Below are 19,676 nucleotides of genomic sequence, written 5' to 3' on the forward strand. Positions count from 1 at the left end.
TGTAGGGGTCAGACCCCGCATGGGGTCTGACCCCAAGGCTTTTTGGGGTCTGACCCCGGGCCCTCAAGCGCTCGTTCTGGATAAGGGGTCAGACCCCGTACGGGGTCTGACCCCAAGGCTCACGCCCTCAGCCGCTCGGCATGGAAGTCGATGTGGTCCTGGATGAAGGTCGAGATGAAGTAGTAGCTGTGGTCGTAGCCTTCGTGCCGCCTCAACACCAGCGGCTGCTGCGCCTGGGCGCAGGCCATTTCGAAGGCCTTGGGATTCAGCTGCTGTTCCAGGAAGCCATCTGCCATGCCCTGGTCGACCAGTATGCCTTGCGGGAAGGGGCATTGCGATTGCTCCATCAGCAAAGACGCATCGTAGGCGGCCCATGCCTGGCGATCCGGCCCCAGATAGGCCGAGAATGCTTTCTCGCCCCATGGGCAACGCGAAGGCGCCGCGATGGGTGCGAAGGCGGACACCGACTTGAACTTGCCGGGATGGCGCTGTGCAAGTACCAGCGCGCCATGTCCGCCCATGGAGTGCCCGAAGACGCCCACCCGCGCGCCATCGCCTGGCAGGACACGGGTCGCAATGCCGAAGAGCTCTTCCACCACATAGCTTTCCATGCGGTAGTGTTTGCTCCAGGGCTCCTGGCTGGCATCCAGGTAAAAACCGGCACCCGTTCCGAAATCCCAGTCGGCATCTTCGCCGGGCACGCCGGCGCCGCGCGGGCTGGTGTCGGGCGCGACCAGCATCAGGCCATGCTGCGCGGCGAAGCGCTGCGCACCCGCCTTGATCATGAAGGTTTCTTCGGTGCATGTAAGCCCGGCAAGGAAGAACAGGACCGGGACCCTGCCTTCCGCCGCCTGCGGCGGCACATATGCCGAAAACCGCATGGGCAGGCCTATGGCCGTGGAATCATGGCGATAGAAACGCTGTACCCCGTCGAAACACCGCTGCTCGCTGAGGAGTTCCAGCTTATCCGATGACATGTCGAATCTCCTGAACAATGAACTCAATACACCACGACGGAGCGGATGGACTCGCCGCGCTTCATCAAGTCGAAGCCTTCGTTGATCTGCTCCAGCGGAAGCGTATGCGTAATCAGGTCGTCGATGTTGATCTTGCCGTCCATATACCAGTCGACGATCCTGGGTACGTCGGTACGGCCGCGGGCGCCGCCGAACGCGGAGCCTTTCCACTCGCGCCCCGTAACCAGCTGGAAGGGCCGCGTGGAGATCTCGGCGCCCGCTTCGGCCACGCCGATGATGATGGACTGGCCCCATCCGCGATGGCAGCATTCGAGCGCCTGACGCATCACCTTGGTGTTGCCGATGCACTCGAAGGAATAATCCGCTCCGCCGTCTGTCATCTGGATGATGGTGTCGACCACGTTGTCGACTTCGTTGGGATTGACGAAGTCGGTCATGCCGAACTGCCTTGCCATGGCTTCACGGGCAGGGTTGATGTCCACGCCGATGATCTTGTCGGCGCCCACCATCTTCGCGCCCTGGATCACATTCAGCCCGATTCCGCCCAGGCCGAATACGACCACGTTGGCGCCGGCCTCCACCTTGGCCGTGAAAAGGACGGCGCCGAGGCCGGTGGTCACGCCGCAACCTATGTAGCACACCTTGTCGAAGGGCGCGTCATTGCGGATCTTGGCCAGAGCGATCTCGGGAACCACAATGTGATTGGAAAACGTTGACGTGCCCATGTAGTGATGGACCGGCTTGCCGCCCACGGTGAAGCGCGAGGTGCCGTCGGGCATCAGGCCCTTGCCCTGTGTGGCGCGTATGGCCGTACACAGATTGGTCTTGCGCGACAGGCAGGATTTGCACTGGCGGCATTCCGGCGTATAGAGCGGAATGACGTGGTCGCCCGGTTTCAAGGAAGTGACGCCAGGGCCGGCCTCGAGCACGACGCCCGCGCCTTCGTGCCCCAGGATGGCGGGAAAGATGCCTTCGGGATCCGCGCCCGACAGGGTGTAGTAGTCGGTATGGCAGATACCCGTGGCTTTGATCTCGACCAGTACCTCTCCGGCCTTCGGGCCCGCCAGCTCGACGTCCTCGATGGTCAACGGCTCGCCCGCCTTCCAGGCAATTGCTGCTTTCGTTTTCATACCGTGCTCCTGATTGCAGATTGAACATGCTGGCAGCCCTGCGGGCCGCCATGACAGGGGGATGTTAAACGATAAACGACGATGTCAGTATTCCGACGATTTTCCGGTGATGGCCACGCCAACACGCAACATGAAGTAGGAAAATGCATCGATCCACCGGCCCAGCCTTCCCCGGCGTTGCAGGTCTTCTTCATGGACCTGCCTCGAGTTCTGCCGCATCTCCATTTCCAGCGCCTCGGTGAGCTCTTCGGCGAAAGACGAATCCTGCACGTATACATTGCCCTCGCGCGCCAGCAGGAGGCTGAAGGGGTCCAGGTTCGACGACCCGACCATGGCGCAGTTGTCCATGACCGCCACTTTGGCGTGCAGATAGCTGGCCATGTATTCGTACAGCTCGATGCCGTCGTCAATGAGCTTGCAGTACATATAGCGGCAGGCCCGGTACTGCAACGGATATTCGGAGCGCCCCTGCAGCAGCAACCGCACGCGCACGCCCCTGCGCGCAGCCTCTTCCAGGGCTTTGCGCAGGCGCCGGCCCGGAAAGAAATAGGCATTGGCGATCAGGATATCGTGCCGGGCCTTGGACAAGGTGGCAAGATATACGTTTTCGATGGTCTGCCGAAACCGGACGTTATCGCGCAGAAGGAATGCCGCGCGCCTGCCGGGACTGAACCGCGCCATGGGCTTCACGATCCGCGCCCTGCGCCATTCTCCCCAGTTCTTCAACCGCTGATAGAACGCCGCCCAATCATCACGGCGCCGCCATGCCATGCGCAGCCACAGGGCACGCTGGGCCCGGGCGACGTCGGCGACGATGGGTCCTTCCAGCCTGACGGCGAAATCGAAGCGGGGAAGCGGGCCGGCACCGTCATCCGGCACATCCTCGTAGTCGTCCAGAATATTGATGCCGCCCACGAAGCCGATTTCATTGTCCACCACCGCCGTTTTACGGTGCAGGCGGCGCAGCCGTCTCGGGTCTATCCTCATGGCGCGCAAGCCCTGGGGCTCAGGCCGGTAAATGCGATACTGCGCGCCCATCCGGGCCAGCCTGCCCGCGATGTCGAGCGCATGTTCGGAGCTGCCGAATCCGTCGATGACCACTCTTACCTTGATGCCGCGTTCGCAGGCCTTGCTCAGGTGATCGAGCACTTTCAAGCCGGTGCGATCGAGGCAGAAGATATAGGTTTCCAGGTGAACGCTACGCCGCGCCCCGTCTATGGCGGCGCACAGGGACGGGAAGAATTCGCCCCCGTTGTGCAGCAAGTCGATCTTGTTGTCTTCATGCCAACTCAGGCGCTGATCTTTCTGGGCCATGCTGTCCTCTCCTTGCGGCCATGCCCGGAACTATAAGCCCATCGACCCCAGGATGGCTTCGCACAGGGGACTCGCGGGGTCTCTCAGTTGCATCAGGATATTGAAGTGGTTCACGCCCGCGACTTCCAGCATCTGGACGCTGCAGCCGGCCTCCCGGCATGCGGCGGCGTAGATCCGGCTTTGCCGCTTGAACTCGTCGGTTTCATGCTCGCCCCAGGCCAGCAGAATGGGACATGGACGTTTGGGAAGATGAAAAAGCGGGCTGGCCAGCGTGGCCGTATCGAAATCAAAAGCGGTCCAGGCATTGACGTGGGTATGCAGCAAAGGCCGCAGATCGAACAAACCGCTGATCGGGCTGGCGCTTTGGATGACGCCATCCGGAAAGTCAGCGCCGTGCTGCCAGCCGCCGGCCAGCAGCATGCCGGCCAGATGTCCGCCCGCCGAGCTGCCGCTTACGTGGATGCGCTCCGGATCACCGCCGTAGCGATGGATATTCCGATACACCCAGGCCAGCGCACGGCGGCATTGCTGGACGATATGAGCTACCGGCACGGCGGGTGCAAGCGAGTAATTGATCGACACCACCAGCGCGCCCGCCTGCGTGAACGCCGGGGCCATGAACGACGAGTCGTCCTTGGACAAAGCCCGCCAGTATCCTCCGTGTATGAACAGGTAAACCGGCGCCTTCGATCGCTGCGCGGGGAAGATATCCAGCGTTTCGTCGGGATGCGCGCCATAGGGCACGGAAAGTTCGCCCCGCAGCTGCTTCCTGGCCAGCGCGCTGAAGTCGGCATACTCCTTCAGGAAAGGCAGGCAATCGGGCACCGATGCCCGGGCGTTGTACTGTTTATCCAGGTAGGGGTCGAGCGTGTCCGCCGTCATGGGAGTTCGAGTTCCGCGAACAGCGGGGCATGATCGGAAATCTGCTTCCATGGCGCGCCTTGCAGGACCCGGGCCTTCCGCACGGCAAAACCGCGCTGGTAGATGCGATCCAGCCGCAGCCACGGGAATGCAGCGGGGAAAGTACGCGGCGGCGGCGTCATGCGGGCCGCGCCGTTGTTGCCCAGTTCATGGATTCGTTGTGCCAGTTGTTCCGGCTTCGTGCCATAGCGCAGCGTTTCGCGCAGGCGGTTCATCTTGCCAAGCAGGCGCCGGGGTCCGATGGAGTCAGGCGGCGCAATGGCAAATACCTCGTACAGGCTCAATTGCTGCACGAACAAGGGCGCAAGGCGGTTGCTCCAGTCATTGAAGTCGCCCGCGATGAGCATGGGCTCTTCTTCGGGCACAAGGCGCTTGATGCGTTCGACCAAGGCCGCAACCTGGCGCGAACGGCCGCCTGCAAAAAGGCCGAGATGCACGACCAGGCAATGCACGGGCACACCCTGGACTTCGATCACGGCATGCAGCAGGCCGCGCTGTTCCAGCCTGTGATCGGAGATGTCCTGGTTTTCGTGCTGGAGGATTGGGTAGCGCGACAGCAGGGCATTGCCGTGATCCGTCTGCTGGCGCACGGCATTGCAGCCGTAGCAGGCTTCCATGTCGAGCGCGGCGCTGAGGAACTCGTGTTGCGCATCCAGGCTGATGCGCTGCTCGTTACGGCCCTGGACCTCTTGCAGAAACAGGAGATCGGGGCGCAGTCCGTACAAGCCGAGCCGCAAATCCGCCAACGATTCCCGGCTGCCCATGGCTGAGCGGCCTTTGTGAATGTTGTAGCTGACGACCCGTATGACGGACACTGCGCCCTCCCTGCGTGATTGCTTCCCTTACTTTACCTCGGTATTGCGCAATCGGATATGCAATTCGCGCAGCTGCTTTTCGTCGACCGGCGATGGCGCTTGCGTCAGCAGGCACTGGGCGCGCTGTGTCTTGGGGAAAGCGATGACGTCGCGGATGGACTCCGCTCCGGCCATCATGGTCACCAGGCGGTCCAGGCCAAAGGCCACGCCGCCATGGGGAGGCGCGCCGTACTGCAAGGCATCCAGCAGGAAGCCGAACTTGTTGCGCGCCTCTTCTTCGCCGATATTGAGCGCGCTGAACACCTTGCTCTGGATTTCGGCGCGATGGATACGCACCGAACCACCGCCGACTTCCCAGCCGTTGAGCACCAGGTCGTAAGCCTTGGCCAGCGCTGCGGCGGGGTCGGTGCCCAGCAGGTCTTCGTGGCCGTCCTTGGGGCTGGTAAAGGGATGGTGCGCGGCGAAATAACGGCCTTCTTCCTCGTCGTACTCGAACATGGGGAAGTCGATGACCCACAAGGGCTTCCAGCCGGCTTCGAACAAGCCGTTTTCCTTGCCGAACTCGCTATGGCCGATCTTGACGCGCAATGCGCCGATGGCGTCGTTGACGACCTTGGCCTTGTCCGCGCCGAAGAAGATCAGGTCGCCGCTTTGCGCGCCGGTGCGCTCGATGAGCTTGGTCAGCGCATCGACGTGGATGTTCTTGACGATGGGCGATTGCAGGCCGTCGGGGACGGAGGCGGCATCGTTCACTTTGATGTACGCCAAGCCTTTGGCGCCGTAGATGCCCACGAACTTGGTGTAGGCGTCGATTTCGCTGCGAGGCATGCCGGCGCCGCCGGGAATGCGCAAGGCAACCACGCGGCTGGCAGGATCATTGGCCGGTGCGGAGAACACCTTGAACTCGACGTCCTGCATCAGATCGCCGACATCGACGAATTCGAGCTTGACGCGCAGGTCGGGTTTGTCGGATCCATAGCGCTGCATGGCCTCGCCCCAGGTCATGGTGGGGAACAGCTTCGGCAGTTCGACGCTCTGGACGGTCGAGAACACATGGCGGATCATGCCCTCGAAGATTTCACGGATCTGCTCTTCGCTGAGGAAGGAGGTTTCGCAATCGATCTGCGTGAATTCCGGTTGGCGGTCCGCGCGCAAGTCTTCGTCGCGGAAGCACTTGGTGATCTGGTAGTAGCGGTCGAAGCCCGAGACCATGAGCATCTGCTTGAACAGCTGCGGCGATTGGGGCAGGGCGAAGAACTGGCCCTCATTGACGCGGGACGGAACCAGGTAGTCGCGCGCGCCTTCCGGCGTGCTCTTGGTCAGCATGGGTGTCTCGATATCGATGAACCCCAGTTGATCCAGGTATTTGCGCACTTCGATGGACACACGGTAGCGCAGCATCAGATTGTGCTGCATCTGCGGGCGGCGCAGGTCCAGCACACGGTGCGTCAACCGGGTGGTCTCTGACAGATTATCATCGTCGAGCTGGAACGGAGGCGTCACGGACGGATTCAGGACCTCGATTTCGCGGCACAGGACTTCGATTTCGCCGGACTTGAGCTCCGGGTTGCTGGTCCCTTCGGGACGCAGTCGCACCAGGCCGGTGATGCGCACGCAATACTCGTTGCGTATGTCTTCCGCAGTCGCGAAGGCCTTGACGTTGTCCGGGTCGACCACGACCTGGGCAAGACCGGCCCGATCGCGCAGGTCGATGAAAATCACACCGCCGTGGTCGCGGCGACGATGGACCCAGCCAAACAAGGTCACTGTCTGGTCAAGATGTTCTTTACTGACCTCGCCGGTATAGCAGGTACGCATCAAGGATTACTCCGTATGTAAAAATGCCGAAATTCTAAAATTAAAAAGCTTACTGCCAGGGCCTCAGCGCCCGCCCGCCTCGTCGTCTTCCCGGCGCGGGGAGACCTCGTCGATACGCTGGGCGGCGTCGACGATGGACACCGCTTCATGCCCGGCTTCGAGCCCTTTGACAGAAACGGGCGCTACGACGCCCATGGAAACTATGTACTTCAGTGCTGCATCGACGCTCATGTCGAGCACCTGGACGTCGTCCCGGGGCAGCATGAGGAAAAAACCGGATGTCGGGTTGGGCGTGGTCGGCACGTACACACTGACATAGTCGCCCGCCAGTTTCTCGGCAACCTCGCCGCTGGGCGCGCCGGTAAGAAAGGCAATGGTCCAGGCGCCCTGCCGAGGGTACTGGATCAGGACGGCTTCGCGGAATGCTTGCCCACCCGGCGCAAGCACCGTGTCGCTGACCTGCTTGACCGAATTATAAATCGATCGCACCAGGGGGATACGCCCAAGAAGCTGCTCCCAGCGTTCGACCAGGGCGGCGCCGATGAAATTGGCGCCCAGCAAGCCGGTCAGCAGCACCACCCCGAGGACCAGCAGCAACTGGAAACCCGGGATGCGAAAGCCGAACAGCGACTGGGAGGTGAGAAAGGGCGGCACCACGCTTTCAAGCGTGCTGATCAACAGCGCGATCACCCAGATGGTGATGACCAGGGGAATCCAGATCAGCAGCCCGGTGATGAAATATCGCTTGAAAAAACGCATGCGTGCCTTGAGATCAGGCGGACGCCGGACTCGCCGCGGCGGGTTCCGCCGGCTTGGCGGCGCTGTCGCCGCCGGAGGCCGCGGCCGGTGCCGCACCCGCCCCGCTGGCGCTTCCGTTCCGGAAGTCGGTCACATACCAGCCCGACCCCTTGAGCTGGAAACCGGCCGCCGTCACTTGTTTGGAATAGGTGTCCTGATTGCATTCAGGACAAACGGTAAGCAGGGGATCGGATATTTTTTGCAGGACGTCCTGCGCGTGTCCGCAAGCGCTGCACTTGTAGGCGTAAATAGGCACGACGAAGTTCCACGAAAAGGTACGACAAAAACGCCTAATTTTAGCCGCTTTTGCCCGTAAATACCCACAATGCACCCATGGCGCCCGTTGTCCGCTCCGGATGGACGCGCAAACCGGTGGCGGGGTCAGACCACATGTGGTCTGACCCCTCGGGCGGTGGGTTCTGGGGTCAGACCCCGTACGGGGTCTGACCCCCTGGGCTTGCCGGCCCTAGAAAGAGTTGGGCAGCATGAACATGGCCGCCGCCACCAGCGTAGGCACCGCCGCTGCGAGCAGCAACTTCAAGGGCGAAATCGCGCCATCCGGGAAACAACCCTTCAGGATGGCGAAGCCGGCCGGGTTCGGCGCGTTGGCGATCACGGTCAAGCCGCCCCCGGTCACGGCCCCCGCCACCAGCATATAGCGCCAGAGTTCGCTCGTGCCTTCCACCAGAGAACCTAGATACGTGAGCGCCGCATTATCGGTGACCGCGGTCAGGGCGGTCGCCCCCCAGTACAGGACAATGGGCGAGAGGCCGGCCAGAAGATCCTGCAGCCACCATTTCTGCAAACCGCCCAGCACGACCAGCCCCGCAAGGAAAAAGCCCACCATCAGGCCTTCCCGTATCAGCAGCGGATTCTGATGGCGCTTGTACGCATGCGCATAACCGATGAACAGCATGAGAAAGCCCAGGAAAATCACCGGATGATGGGCGGACAGGACGACGCCGATCAGAAAGATGGTGTGAATCGTGATGACGATCCAGGGCACCGGCGCGCGCCGATCGGCGGCCTCTTGCACAGGGCTCGCGCCTATGCTGCCGTCAACTAGGTGCTTGCTGCATACCAAGGTCAGCACGCCTGCGTTGATGAACACGGCGGCGACCGCGCGCCAGCCGAAATGCGTTGCCATGTAGGCGGAGTCCCAACCGAAGGTTTGTGCCACCATGAGCACGGGCGGTGCGGCATAGGCGGTGAGTACGCCGCCGATGGAAATGTTCACGAACAGCACGCCTATGGTCAGGTACTTGAAGCCCGCCTGTTCGCTGCGGCCGAAATAGGCGTCGCGCAGCAGCAGGGCCGCAAGCGTCATGGCGGCCGGTTCCGTGATGAGCGAGCCAGTCAGCGGCACCACGGACATGATGACGAAGTACATGGCCAGCTCGCGTTTCATGGGCAGCGCCTGCGCGATCAAGCGCACCAGCTTGCCGACGAGTTCCAGGATGGGTCTGCTGGCCGCCACCACCATGATGGCAAACACGAACGCCGGTTCCGTGAAATTGCGCGTGTCAATGTAAGTGACCGTCTCGCCTACACCCGACAGCAGCGCCATCACGGCAAGCAGCACGCAGGCCCACACGCCGAATACCGCCTCGACTTCCGACAACAGATGCCAAAGCCCGGCATGCGCCCCGCCCCGATTGGCCAGGCGGGCAAAAACGGGCACCGAAAAGGTATGGATGATGGCGATCGCAAAAAGCGCCGTCGCCAGATATTCTAGGAAGCTGGTCATTCGTTTGTCTTATGGAAGAAACGGCGTAGATTGTCGCATGCTGTGCGGAAAAAGATCCATGGGGACAGACCCCATACGGGGTCTGTCCCCTTCGGCCGACGACTTTTGGGGTCAGACCCCATGTGGGGTCTGACCCCTCGGGCGATGGGTTCTGGGGTCAGACCCCGTACGGGGTCTGACCCCTACACCAGCACGGTGCCGGCAAGAGCGGCGACCAGCAGGAGCACGCCCACAGCCATATTGGCACGGAAAAGCATGAAGTTGCGGTCGGGGTGCGCCAGGCTGAAGACCCTCATCTGCCAGATGAAATGGCCCGCGATCGCTGCCATGACCACGTAATAAGGCCAATCCATGCCCATGGACCAGCCGCCCGCCACCCACAGCACGATCGTCGCAATATAGAACCCGCTGATCCAGATCTTGCCTTTGTCGGCGAATCGCATGGCGGTGGAATGCAGGCCCAGCTTGAGATCATCGCGGACATCGACGTATGCATAGATGGAGTCATAGCCGACCTGCCACAGCACGGCGCCCAGCCACAGTGCGATCGCTGCCAGGGGAACGGTGTTCTGCGTGTCGGACCAGGCCATGAGCATGCCCCAGTTGAACCCTATGCCCAGCACCACCTGCGGCCAGTAGGTAAAACGCTTGCATAGCGGGTACACGATCACGATGGGCACCAGGGCGACGGCAAGCCATCGGCTGTATTCGTTCAGCGCCAGCAGCAGCAAGGCGCAGACCGCCAGTTGCGCCAGCACGAACCATAGGGCGTTACGCAGGCTGAGTTGCCCGCTGGTCAGTGGCCGGAAACGCGTGCGCTCGACCATCTTGTCGATATCGCGATCGAAGATGTCGTTGAAGCAGCACCCGATGCCGCGCATCAGCAACGCGCCCAGCGAAAAAATGAACAGCCGGAACAAAGTGGGCCAGCCGTCCGCGGCTTGCACGAGCGCGGCCAGGCAGGGCAGCAGCGTCAGCCATGTGCCCACCGGCCGATCCAGGCGGCACAGCCGCGCGTAGGGCCCCCACGAACGGGGCAGCCAGCGCTCGACCCAGTCGTCCGGCCGCATGTCGGCCAGATCGGGAGTGCCGGGCGCAGCCGGCTCGAGCAGTTCGCCCATGTGTTCGGGTTGCGGGGATCCGGACTTGGGTGACGCCATCTCGGATCAGCTTTCCTTGATCAGTTGCCCCAGTATGGCAATACCGGCGCGGATCTTTTCCTCGGGCACGGTAACGAAGCTCAGGCGCAAGGTGTTGGACTTGCCGCCCGCCCCCGCATAGAAGGGTTCGCCGGGCACGAAGGCCACGTTGCGTTCGATGGCGCGTGCCAGCAGCTTGGTGCCGTCGATATGCTCCGGCAAGGTCACCCAGATGAACATACCGCCTTCGGGGCGTGTCCAGCTTGCGGTCGACGGAAAATGTTCGGCCATCGCGTCCAGCATGTAGCCGCACTGCTGCTTGTACAACTCGCGCACCATGGGCAGATGCTGGGTCAGGAAGCCGCCCTTGATGGTTTCATATACCGCCATCTGGGTCAGGGTGGCCGTGTGCAGATCGGTGGCCTGTTTGATTTGCACCAGCTTGGCTATGATGTGACGGGGCGCGGCGATATAACCCAGCCTCAGGCCCGGCGCCAGCACCTTGGAGAAGGTGCCCAACCGGATGACGGTGGCGCCCACCTCGCGTCCGATGCCCAGCAGGCCGGGCAAGGCTTCGCCGGCGTAGCGGAGTTCGCCATAGGGGTCGTCTTCGATGATGGGAATCTGCAGCGCCGCACAGCGCTCCGCCAAGGCGCGCCGGCGTTCGAGACTGAGCGTAAGCCCGGTGGGATTCTGGAAATTGGGCAGCGCGTAGATGAACCGCGCGCCGGCCGCGCTTTCGGCAGTCAGGCCTTCGGGAATCAGGCCGCCTTCGTCGGTGGGCACGGCCACGTAGGTGGGTTCGAACAGGGAAAAGGACTGCAGCGCACCCAGGTAGCTGGGCGCCTCGACCAGCACTTTGCTGCCCGGGTCGATGAACAGCTTGCCCAGCATGTCGAGCGCTTGCTGCGAGCCGGACACGATGAGGATTTCATCGGGCGACACATCTGCCCCGACTCGCTTCAGGTCTTCCGCCACCCAGGCGCGCAGCGGTGCATACCCTTCGGTGGGGCCGTATTGAAGCGCCGACCGGCCGTTCTGGGCCAGCACGCGGGCAAACGCATCGTTGATGACGTCGACGGGAAAACCTTGCGGCGCGGGCAACCCGCCCGCAAAAGAGATAATTTCGGGCCGCTCGGTGACTTTCAGGATTTCCCGGATCGTCGAACTGGTCAGCTGCTGCGCGCGTTGCGAAAAAGTATAAGGATGGGTGTACGAATCCATGGTTTCTGAAAATTCCCGATAAAGAGCAAAGATTGCTAACTCTTTAGATTACCGCAAATTAGTCCTTACGGCGCTGATCGCGCCGCACGTTGCGTATGAGCCACCAAAACAAGGAAAAAGAGCATGCCAATCCTACACCGAATATGCCCAGCACTATCCATTCGCCTGTCGTCATCTCCACCCTCGCTGTCAACGTTATTGTCAGTCATGCATAAAAATGGACGGCCGCCTCAGGCCGGCACCGGCGCGCCCGAGCGCTCGGCGTCGATCAAGGCCTGGATCTTCTGCCGGAAGCGCAGCGGACCCGCGTCCTGCGGCAGGTTGAGCCTTGAGGGACTCTTGGCCATGCCGGCATGGACGGCCTCGAGCACGACGCGATCCTCTTCGAAAGCGTGCCGCACGTCGCGGGCGAACTGCCTGGAGACTTCTTCGTCATCGGGGCTGAAATTGCGCAGCTGGAACCAGAAGTAGCGGGTCGTCGACTCGTCGACAGGCGTGAGGAAATTATAGGAATCCATCAGGAATACATCGGGATGGAAGGGTTCGGTATCGCTCGCCGTGCCGGCCGGCGTGAAAATGGCCTTGATCACGGCGTGGGACGGCACCCGAATCTCGTAATGCTGCTTCCGGTCGCAGTTTCCCGAAAACTTGACGAACTTGGCGTAGAAAGGCGCCACTTCCACGTTCTTCATCCAGCGCGACACCAGCACACGGTCTTCGTCGACCTGGGTTTGCAGCGGGTGGCCGACGATATCCGAGTTGCCGAAAGAAGTCTGGTGCACCCAAGACACATGCGACGGGTCGAGCAGGTTGTCCGTCAGATAAAGGTAATTGCAATTCACCGTCATGGCGTCGCCGCGATTGACGCCCCATGTGGGATCGCCCCAGTGCTCCACGTTCAGGATGTCGTCCGGATCCGCCTTGTCGGGGTCGCCCATCCATATCCATACCAGGCCATAGCGTTCCGCCACGGGATAGCTGTGCACGACAGCCTGCTTGGCCGGCTTCGCCATGCCGGGCGCTTTCACGCAACTGCCGGAACAGTCGAAGACCAGGCCGTGGTATCCACATTCGACGCCGTCGTCGTCCAGCAAACGGCCCATGGACAAGGGCAGCTTGCGATGCGGACAGGCGTCTTCAAGCGCAGCCACGGCGCCGTTCTGCTTGCGATACAGGACGACGTCTTCGCCCAGGACCTTGCATGGATGCAGCTGGCGACCGATCTCGTGATCGCTGGCAGCCACATACCATGCGTTCTTCAAGAACATGGAAGCTCCTTACTACCGTAAATTGATAAGTGTTTTATAATTTTACCCCCTCTTTTTCCGCCTTTAACCGTCGCACCGGTTCTACGCATGGCCTTTAGCGGCGCATGCCACGAACCACAGGACCCCTATGGACCTAAATCGCATCGAGACGGCGGCGCATCATGCAGCCGCATGAGCTGTTGCTGGAATCCCTGGCCGACCAGGGCTGGGCCGTTTCAGACGGCCTGATCGACCCACAGCTATGCAATCAGTTGCGCGCCCAATGCACGCAGGACTGGGATCAGGGCCGCTTCCGCCAGGCGAGCATCGGCCATGGAGCCCAGGTTTCGACCCACACCGACATTCGGGGCGACTCCATATGCTGGCTGGAGCCGGAACAGGCCCAGGGAGCAACGGCGCGTTTTCTTGCGCTCACCGAAGCCTGGCGCGGCGAGCTGAACCGCCATTTTTTTCTGGGCCTCAATAATGCCGAATTCCATTTCGCCCGCTATCCGGCGGGACAAGGCTATAAAAAGCACATGGATCAGCATCAGGGCCAACCCAATCGGAAAATCTCGCTCGTGCTGTACCTGAATTCGCAATGGACACAGGAAGACGAAGGCGAGCTCTGCCTGTATTGTCCGGACAGCGGCCAGGAGATGACGCGTATCCTGCCCCAGCCGGGCCGCCTGGCACTCTTCAGAAGCGACACCATCCTGCATGAAGTGCGGCCCTGCAAACGCATCCGCTGGAGCCTGACCGGCTGGTTCAGGCGCGACACGGCGGGGACATGGGGTCAGACCCCGTACGGGGTCTGACCCCGTTTCTTGCAAGGACGTTGGGGTCAGACCCTGTACAGGGTCTGACCCCTGTCGGGCCGCCGTTCTTCGCAGATGGGGTCAGACCCCGCATGGGGTCTGACCCCTCAGTGATGCAGGATCTTGGAGAGGAATTGCTGCGCGCGCGGCGAGCGTTCTTCGAGCTGTCCGAAGAACGCTTCGCTGTCGCAGTCCTCGACGATTTTGCCGGCGTCCATGAAGACGACACGGTCGGCCACCTTGCGGGCGAATCCCATTTCATGGGTGACGACCATCATGGTCATGCCTTCGCGGGCAAGGTCGACCATGACGTCGAGCACCTCGTTGACCATTTCGGGGTCGAGCGCGGAGGTCGGCTCGTCGAACAGCATGGCGATCGGGTCCATCGCCAGGGCACGCGCGATGGCCACGCGCTGCTGCTGGCCGCCCGACAACTGGCCCGGGAATTTGTCCTTGTGGGCCAGCAGGCCCACTCGCTCCAGCAGCTTGCCGCCCCGTGCGACGGCTTCATCCTGGCTGCGGCCCAGCACCTTGGTCTGGGCCAGGGCGAGATTCTGCGTCACCGACAGATGGGGAAAAAGCTCGAAACTCTGGAAGACCATGCCGATGCGTGCGCGAAGCTTGGGCAGATTGGTTTCCGGCGCTCCCACCGACACCCCATCCACCAGGATCTCGCCCTTTTGAAAGGGCTCCAGGCCGTTGACCGTCTTGATCAGCGTGGATTTGCCGGATCCGGAAGGGCCGCATACGACCACCACTTCGCCATTGGACACTTGAGTGGAACATTCATCCAGCACCTGGGTCGCCCCGTACCATTTGCTGACGCGCTTGATTTCTATCATTCAGGCTCCTGCTAGTCTTTCGAATCTTATCGCGCAATGCTGGTGCGCTCGCGCAGGCGGCGCACCAGCAGCGATGCGGAATAGCTCATGATGAAGTACACCACGGCCACGAACAAGTACATTTCTATCAGCCTGCCATCCCGCTGGGCCACCTTGGTGGCGGCGCCCAGGAAGTCGGTCAGGGACAGCACATAAACCAGGGAGGTGTCCTGGAACAGCACGATGGTCTGCGTCAGCAGTATGGGCGTCATGTTGCGAAACGCCTGCGGCAGCACCACCTTGCCCATGACCTGCCAATAAGTCATGCCCAGCGCATAGCCGGCGGACAGCTGCCCACGCGGCACCGACTGTATGCCGGCCCTCATGATCTCGCAAAAATAGGCGGCCTCGAACAAGGTGAAGGTGACCAGGGCCGACGTGAAGCCGCCCACCGATATGGGCCGGCTGGCTCCGGTGACCCATGCGCCGATGTACGGCACCAAAAAATAGAACCAGAAGATGACCAGGATCAGGGGCAAGGCCCGCAGCAGGTTCACATAGGTGCCCGCCGCCCAAGCCAGCGGCTTGATGCCGGACAGGCGGCACAAGGCCAGCAAAGTGCCCAGCACCAGTCCGCCGATCGCGGAAAACAGCGTCAGCTTGATCGTGAAAACCATGCCGTCCTGGAACAGATAGACCCAGGACCGCTGGATGACGTCGAAATCGAATCCGTTCATGCCGCGCTCTCCTTGGTCGAGGAGGCCGGTCCGAAGAATCCTGGCACCGCCATCCGGCGCTCGATCAGGCTCATGGCCTTGACCACGATGAGATTGAGGATGAGATAGAAGAGCGTCGCCATGGCGAAGGTTTCAAAAACCTGGAAGCTGAATTCCTGCATGGATCGTGCCGCCCCAACGAGCTCGAACAGCCCGATCGTGAACGCCACGGATGTATTCTTGATGAGATTCAGCAGTTCAGATGTCAATGGCGGCAGGATGATCCGGAATGAGCTTGGCAGAAGGACGTATCGATATACTTGCACCTGCTTCATGCCCAGCGCGGTGGCCGCCATGCGCTGGCCCACCGGCAGCGATTCGATGCCGGCTCTGACCTGTTCGGCCACGCGCGAAGAAGTGTAGAACCCCAGGCACAGAACCGCAGGCAGGAAAATGCCCCACGGGGGCGCGATCTGCTTGATCGCGTCTCCAAGCGCGCGCGGGACCAGTTCCGGCATGACGAAATACCACAAGAACATCTGCACCAGCAGGGGAATATTGCGCAGCAGCTCGACATACGCCGTGCCCAATCGCCGGGCCCAGCCGATTTGCGTCGTGCGAGCCACGCCCACGATCGTTCCCATGGACAATGCCAGTATCCAGGACAGGCATGCCGTGCCCACGGTCCATGCAAGCCCCCAGAGAAGGGTCTCCATATAAGTGACGCCACCTGGCGCCTCATTGAAGAATACGGACCAATTCCAGTTGTAATTCATACTGTGCTCCGGAACAGCTGTGACACCAAATGCCCACCGCACAGCCGCACTGCGCGGTGGGCCAGGCGCGCGCGATGCGCGCCTGAACGGCAACGATTATTTGTAATCGTTGGGATCCGCCGAGTCCGTCGGGTTGGCAACCACTTTCTTGAGCTGTTCGCTCATGGGAAGATTCAGGTTTACATTCTTGGGCGGAATGGGAGACTCGAACCATTTCTTGTAGAGCGCCGCCAGCGAGCCGTCCTTCATCATGCCCTTGATGGTGTCGTCGACGATCTTCTTGAACTCCGGATCATCTTTGGGGATCATGAGCGCATAGGGTTCGATGGTGTAGGCATCCTGGCTGATCATCCATTCGGAAGGATTCCTGGACGTAGCCACCAGGCCCGCGAGCAGGATGTCGTCCATGAAGAATGCCGCCGCACGCCCGCTGCTGACCGTCAGCTGCGCCTCGGCGTGGTCCTTGGCGGCGATGATGTTCATGTTGAGCTTCTGCTGTTCATTCGCGCCGGTCAACCACCGTATATTGCTGGTGCCGGCCGTGGAAACCACGGTCTTGCCCTTGAAGTCTTCAAGCTTGTTCAAGTTGGAGGACTTCAAGGCCAGGAAGCGCGTCGCCGTCACAAAAGTGGTGGGTGCGAACCATACCTGGGCCTGCCGTTCTATGGTGTTGGTGGACGAACCGCAGTTCATGTCCACCGTGCCGTTGGCCAGGAGCGGAATGCGGGTGGAGGACGTCACAGGGACCAGCTTGATGTTGAGCTTGTCCACGCCGATCTTGGCCTTCACGGCATCGATGATCTTGTAGCAGATGTCAAGCGAATACCCGATGGGCTGCTGCTTGTCGTCCAGATAGGAAAAAGGAATGGACGAATCACGGTGGCCCAGGGCGATTTCGCCGGAGGATTTGATTTTTTCCAGCCGGCCGTCCGCGTACACGGGCGCAGCAAGCATCACTGCCAAAGCGGTCAAACAAGTCAAAGCACTTTTTTTCATGTCTAGAACTCCTTGGTATGCTTAAAAAATCTGGCGATAGCCGTAAAGGCCGACTGCCCCGCCAGTGTGCACAAACACAACGTTCTCGCCCTTCTTGAAATGACCGGAGCGGATCAGAGCGATCAGCCCGGCCATACCCTTGCCCGAGTACACCGGATCCAGCAAGATGGCCTCGTGCTCGGCCGTCAGGCGTATTGCTTCCACCATTGCATCCGTAGGTACGCCATAACCGGCGCCCACAAAATCGGAATTTGCCACGACATCGCTGCGGTCCACCGAAGACGCCGGAAGACCCATGAAGTCAAGCGTATTCTGCACGAGCCGCCAGACATTGTCCTCCTGGATATCCCTTTGTGCACGCACACTGACGCCATATACGGGTATTCCGCTATTGCTTGCGCGCAACCCCACAACCAGTCCCGCCTGGGTTCCCGTACTGCCCGTGGCGTGCACGACATGATCGATGCGCAGCCCCTGTTCGAAAGATTGATTGAGCAGTTCCTGGGCGCATGCAACGTACCCCAGCGCGCCGACCGGATTTGATCCTCCGCCGGGAATGACATAGGGTTTATGCCCGTCATCGCGGAGGGCATCGGCCAGCTTTTCCATTTCAGCCTGCATGTTCGTGCCGGCCGGATAACGCGCCACGATATCGCCGCCCAGCAGGCGATCGAGCAGTACGTTCCCTGACTGGTCGTATTCGGGGCTGGCATCGCTGACTCGCTCTTCAAGAAGTATCTTGCACTTCAGCCCCAGCCTCGCGGCGGCGGCGGCGGTCTGGCGCGCATGATTGGACTGCACGGCGCCCTGGGTGATCAGCGTGTCGGCGCCCTGCGCCAGCGCCTCGGCCGCCAGGAACTCCAGCTTGCGGGTCTTGTTTCCGCCCGTCGCCAGCCCGGTGCAGTCGTCACGCTTGATGTAGAGATTCGGTCCACCCAGATGCGCGGTCAATCGTGGCATGAATTCGAGCGGCGTCGGGAAATGGCCGAGACGGATACGGGGATAAGCAGCAAGGTGCATGGCACTCAACTCCTGTTACAAGTATGGAGGCCATGGTACTGAGCGCTCGGTGATTTGCCTAATACCAATTTATTGTTCCGCCATGCATTATTTGCATAACGTCGGAGGACACGCAATGAAAATGGCCTGGCTTGAAGATCTGATCGCTCTTGCGGAAGCCGGCACATTTTCGCGGGCTGCAGTGCTGCGCAACGTAACCCAGCCGGCTTTTTCACGCCGCATACAGTTGTTTGAAGCATGGCTGAACACCGAGCTCATCGATCGGCGCAGCCAGCCCATCCGCCTGACCCCTATAGGAGAACGGCATATCTCCGCATTCCGGACGCTGCTGCACGACATGAATCAGCTGCGCAATCGCATCCAGTCCGAAAGCGCCTATCAGGCGCGGGTCACGCTTGCCACCCAGCACTCGTTGACCATCACCTTGCTTCCCGGCCTGCTGCAGCAATTGAACGATCACGGCATTTCGCATATCGATTTCAATGTACGCTCTGAGAATCGCGATGAATGCGTAGCGGCGTTCATGCTGGGACAGGTCGATCTCTTGCTTTGCATGGAAGAAAAAGACGATTTGCTGCGCAATCGGGTGCCCAACGCATGTCGTCATCCCATGGGCACGGAAGCCTTGGTCCCGATATCCGCTCGTCTCGCAGACGGCACGCCTGCGCATGTGCCGCGCAGCGGGCAGCCGCTCAAGCTACTGGGCTTTCCGCAAGACAGCTTCATGGGACGCGTCGTTCAGCGCGCGTGCCTGGGCACACTGCCCACGAAGAGCTCCATCGAGATCGTGCATGAATCGATTTTCCTGGCCGGTGTCAAGGAGATGGCCAAGTCCGGACTGGGCATGGCATGGCTGCCGCACAGCCTCGTCCGGCGCGAACTCGAGTCGGGCGAACTGTTGTCCTTGGCCGGCACGCCCGGCCTGAAATGCGTGGAGTTCGAATTGGGCCTGTATCGCAATCCACAAGCCTCGTATGCGGAAGCCACTCGCCATGTCTGGGATATTCTGACGAGCGGCTCCAAGGTCAGACCCGATGGGTCTGACCCCGTCTTGATTCGTGACGCTTCAGGGGGTCAGACCCATCGGGTCTGACCCCGCAAGAAACGCGGACGGAGCCGGGGTCAGACCCCATGCGGGGTCTGACCCCTCACGATTTGTGCTCCGGCTTGCCTTTCCGCTTGGTGGACGCCATTTCATCAAGCTCCTTTTCGGACATCGACTTGTACATGGACTTGGAGGGGCCTTTCAGGTCTTTGACTTTGGTGTCGCCACGCTTGGCGGACAGAGCCGCGCCCGCTGCTTTCTGCTGGGCCTGGGATTTTGCCGGCATGATCGCTCTCCTGGATGGGAGGGGTCAGACCCCCCGGGTCTGACCCCAGGCTGTCATTGGGGGGCAGA

At 61.2% G+C, this 19,676-nt stretch carries 20 protein-coding genes; 2 read left to right on the top strand and 18 right to left on the bottom strand.

The genetic code is table 11. From position 1 onward, the window contains the following. Positions 1–119 precede the first annotated feature (119 nt). The 12 genes from fghA to ACSBPU_RS22045 form a co-directional block, all read right to left on the bottom strand. Positions 120–977, bottom strand: a complete 858-nt coding sequence (gene fghA, locus ACSBPU_RS21990) for an S-formylglutathione hydrolase (RefSeq protein ID WP_442594228.1) — start codon at positions 975–977, stop codon at positions 120–122. A 23-nt stretch (positions 978–1,000) separates the two neighbouring features. Continuing rightward, on the bottom strand, positions 1,001–2,107 hold the full coding sequence (locus ACSBPU_RS21995; protein WP_442594230.1) for an S-(hydroxymethyl)glutathione dehydrogenase/class III alcohol dehydrogenase: 1,107 nt from the start codon (positions 2,105–2,107) through the stop codon (positions 1,001–1,003). Between the two features lie 84 nt (positions 2,108–2,191). Beyond that, a complete protein-coding gene (clsB, locus tag ACSBPU_RS22000) occupies positions 2,192–3,421 on the bottom strand; it encodes a cardiolipin synthase ClsB (RefSeq protein WP_442594232.1) in 1,230 nt (409 codons plus the stop codon). Between the two features lie 30 nt (positions 3,422–3,451). After that, a complete protein-coding gene (locus tag ACSBPU_RS22005) occupies positions 3,452–4,303 on the bottom strand; it encodes an alpha/beta hydrolase (protein ID WP_442594234.1) in 852 nt (283 codons plus the stop codon). Further along, positions 4,300–5,157: an endonuclease/exonuclease/phosphatase family protein gene (locus tag ACSBPU_RS22010; protein ID WP_180068633.1), complete on the bottom strand. Its 858-nt coding sequence runs from the start codon at positions 5,155–5,157 to the stop codon at positions 4,300–4,302. Before ACSBPU_RS22010 ends, ACSBPU_RS22005 begins: the two co-directional genes overlap by 4 nt. 27 nt (positions 5,158–5,184) lie before the next feature. Next, positions 5,185–6,975 (bottom strand): aspartate--tRNA ligase, encoded by a 1,791-nt coding sequence (aspS, locus tag ACSBPU_RS22015; protein WP_442594236.1) that lies wholly within the window; start codon positions 6,973–6,975, stop codon positions 5,185–5,187. 63 nt (positions 6,976–7,038) lie between these two features. After that, positions 7,039–7,734 carry a DUF502 domain-containing protein gene (locus ACSBPU_RS22020; protein ID WP_180068629.1) on the bottom strand — a complete coding sequence of 232 codons (696 nt, stop codon included), beginning with the start codon at positions 7,732–7,734 and terminating at the stop codon, positions 7,039–7,041. Positions 7,735–7,747: 13 nt separating this feature from the next. Beyond that, positions 7,748–8,029, bottom strand: coding sequence for an FmdB family zinc ribbon protein (locus tag ACSBPU_RS22025; RefSeq protein WP_180068627.1), 282 nt, complete (start codon positions 8,027–8,029; stop codon positions 7,748–7,750). Between the two features lie 210 nt (positions 8,030–8,239). Further along, a complete protein-coding gene (locus tag ACSBPU_RS22030; protein ID WP_442594239.1) occupies positions 8,240–9,520 on the bottom strand; it encodes a putative Na+/H+ antiporter in 1,281 nt (426 codons plus the stop codon). Between the two features lie 182 nt (positions 9,521–9,702). Beyond that, a complete protein-coding gene (gene ubiA, locus ACSBPU_RS22035; protein ID WP_442598485.1) occupies positions 9,703–10,641 on the bottom strand; it encodes a 4-hydroxybenzoate octaprenyltransferase in 939 nt (312 codons plus the stop codon). 45 nt (positions 10,642–10,686) lie between these two features. After that, positions 10,687–11,883, bottom strand: a complete 1,197-nt coding sequence (locus ACSBPU_RS22040; RefSeq protein WP_180068622.1) for an aminotransferase class I/II-fold pyridoxal phosphate-dependent enzyme — start codon at positions 11,881–11,883, stop codon at positions 10,687–10,689. Between the two features lie 230 nt (positions 11,884–12,113). After that, the gene (locus tag ACSBPU_RS22045; protein ID WP_442594241.1) at positions 12,114–13,151 is read right to left on the bottom strand and encodes an aromatic ring-hydroxylating dioxygenase subunit alpha; all 1,038 of its coding nucleotides are present in this window, start codon (positions 13,149–13,151) and stop codon (positions 12,114–12,116) included. Between the two features lie 161 nt (positions 13,152–13,312). Between ACSBPU_RS22045 and ACSBPU_RS22050 the strand changes: the two genes are divergently transcribed. Then, the gene (locus ACSBPU_RS22050) at positions 13,313–13,948 is read left to right on the top strand and encodes a 2OG-Fe(II) oxygenase (RefSeq protein ID WP_442594243.1); all 636 of its coding nucleotides are present in this window, start codon (positions 13,313–13,315) and stop codon (positions 13,946–13,948) included. Between the two features lie 107 nt (positions 13,949–14,055). On the opposite strand, the gene ACSBPU_RS22055 is transcribed toward ACSBPU_RS22050, so the two are convergent. The 5 genes from ACSBPU_RS22055 to ACSBPU_RS22075 all read right to left on the bottom strand — a co-directional run bounded on the left by ACSBPU_RS22055 (position 14,056) and on the right by ACSBPU_RS22075 (position 18,277). Further along, the gene (locus ACSBPU_RS22055) at positions 14,056–14,790 is read right to left on the bottom strand and encodes an ATP-binding cassette domain-containing protein (RefSeq protein ID WP_180068616.1); all 735 of its coding nucleotides are present in this window, start codon (positions 14,788–14,790) and stop codon (positions 14,056–14,058) included. Positions 14,791–14,816: 26 nt separating this feature from the next. Continuing rightward, the gene (locus tag ACSBPU_RS22060; RefSeq protein WP_180068615.1) at positions 14,817–15,506 is read right to left on the bottom strand and encodes an ABC transporter permease subunit; all 690 of its coding nucleotides are present in this window, start codon (positions 15,504–15,506) and stop codon (positions 14,817–14,819) included. Beyond that, positions 15,503–16,261, bottom strand: a complete 759-nt coding sequence (locus ACSBPU_RS22065) for an ABC transporter permease subunit (protein WP_180068613.1) — start codon at positions 16,259–16,261, stop codon at positions 15,503–15,505. Before ACSBPU_RS22065 ends, ACSBPU_RS22060 begins: the two co-directional genes overlap by 4 nt. Before the next feature lie 96 nt (positions 16,262–16,357). Then, positions 16,358–17,257, bottom strand: a complete 900-nt coding sequence (locus ACSBPU_RS22070; RefSeq protein ID WP_180068611.1) for a transporter substrate-binding domain-containing protein — start codon at positions 17,255–17,257, stop codon at positions 16,358–16,360. Positions 17,258–17,278: 21 nt separating this feature from the next. Continuing rightward, a complete protein-coding gene (locus tag ACSBPU_RS22075) occupies positions 17,279–18,277 on the bottom strand; it encodes a D-cysteine desulfhydrase (protein ID WP_442594247.1) in 999 nt (332 codons plus the stop codon). Between the two features lie 115 nt (positions 18,278–18,392). Between ACSBPU_RS22075 and ACSBPU_RS22080 the strand changes: the two genes are divergently transcribed. Beyond that, a complete protein-coding gene (locus ACSBPU_RS22080; RefSeq protein WP_442594248.1) occupies positions 18,393–19,370 on the top strand; it encodes a LysR substrate-binding domain-containing protein in 978 nt (325 codons plus the stop codon). Positions 19,371–19,425: 55 nt separating this feature from the next. Here the strand turns inward: ACSBPU_RS22080 and ACSBPU_RS22085 are convergent, their stop codons facing one another. After that, the gene (locus ACSBPU_RS22085) at positions 19,426–19,608 is read right to left on the bottom strand and encodes a DUF3008 family protein (RefSeq protein ID WP_442594250.1); all 183 of its coding nucleotides are present in this window, start codon (positions 19,606–19,608) and stop codon (positions 19,426–19,428) included. Positions 19,609–19,676 lie beyond the last annotated feature (68 nt).

Origin of the sequence: Parapusillimonas sp. JC17, from assembly GCF_052180245.1 — a bacterium.
Taxonomy (GTDB): domain Bacteria; phylum Pseudomonadota; class Gammaproteobacteria; order Burkholderiales; family Burkholderiaceae_B; genus Parapusillimonas.

Coding starts and splice junctions, on each gene's coding strand:
- fghA (WP_442594228.1), bottom strand. CDS start 977: ATGTCATCGGATAAGCTGGAACTCCTCAGCGAGCAGCGGTGTTTCGAC.
- ACSBPU_RS21995 (WP_442594230.1), bottom strand. CDS start 2,107: ATGAAAACGAAAGCAGCAATTGCCTGGAAGGCGGGCGAGCCGTTGACC.
- clsB (WP_442594232.1), bottom strand. CDS start 3,421: ATGGCCCAGAAAGATCAGCGCCTGAGTTGGCATGAAGACAACAAGATC.
- ACSBPU_RS22005 (WP_442594234.1), bottom strand. CDS start 4,303: ATGACGGCGGACACGCTCGACCCCTACCTGGATAAACAGTACAACGCC.
- aspS (WP_442594236.1), bottom strand. CDS start 6,975: ATGCGTACCTGCTATACCGGCGAGGTCAGTAAAGAACATCTTGACCAG.
- ACSBPU_RS22020 (WP_180068629.1), bottom strand. CDS start 7,734: ATGCGTTTTTTCAAGCGATATTTCATCACCGGGCTGCTGATCTGGATT.
- ACSBPU_RS22030 (WP_442594239.1), bottom strand. CDS start 9,520: ATGACCAGCTTCCTAGAATATCTGGCGACGGCGCTTTTTGCGATCGCC.
- ubiA (WP_442598485.1), bottom strand. CDS start 10,641: ATGGGCGAACTGCTCGAGCCGGCTGCGCCCGGCACTCCCGATCTGGCC.
- ACSBPU_RS22040 (WP_180068622.1), bottom strand. CDS start 11,883: ATGGATTCGTACACCCATCCTTATACTTTTTCGCAACGCGCGCAGCAG.
- ACSBPU_RS22045 (WP_442594241.1), bottom strand. CDS start 13,151: ATGTTCTTGAAGAACGCATGGTATGTGGCTGCCAGCGATCACGAGATC.
- ACSBPU_RS22050 (WP_442594243.1), top strand. CDS start 13,313: ATGCAGCCGCATGAGCTGTTGCTGGAATCCCTGGCCGACCAGGGCTGG.
- ACSBPU_RS22055 (WP_180068616.1), bottom strand. CDS start 14,790: ATGATAGAAATCAAGCGCGTCAGCAAATGGTACGGGGCGACCCAGGTG.
- ACSBPU_RS22060 (WP_180068615.1), bottom strand. CDS start 15,506: ATGAACGGATTCGATTTCGACGTCATCCAGCGGTCCTGGGTCTATCTG.
- ACSBPU_RS22065 (WP_180068613.1), bottom strand. CDS start 16,261: ATGAATTACAACTGGAATTGGTCCGTATTCTTCAATGAGGCGCCAGGT.
- ACSBPU_RS22070 (WP_180068611.1), bottom strand. CDS start 17,257: ATGAAAAAAAGTGCTTTGACTTGTTTGACCGCTTTGGCAGTGATGCTT.
- ACSBPU_RS22075 (WP_442594247.1), bottom strand. CDS start 18,277: ATGCACCTTGCTGCTTATCCCCGTATCCGTCTCGGCCATTTCCCGACG.
- ACSBPU_RS22080 (WP_442594248.1), top strand. CDS start 18,393: ATGAAAATGGCCTGGCTTGAAGATCTGATCGCTCTTGCGGAAGCCGGC.
- ACSBPU_RS22085 (WP_442594250.1), bottom strand. CDS start 19,608: ATGCCGGCAAAATCCCAGGCCCAGCAGAAAGCAGCGGGCGCGGCTCTG.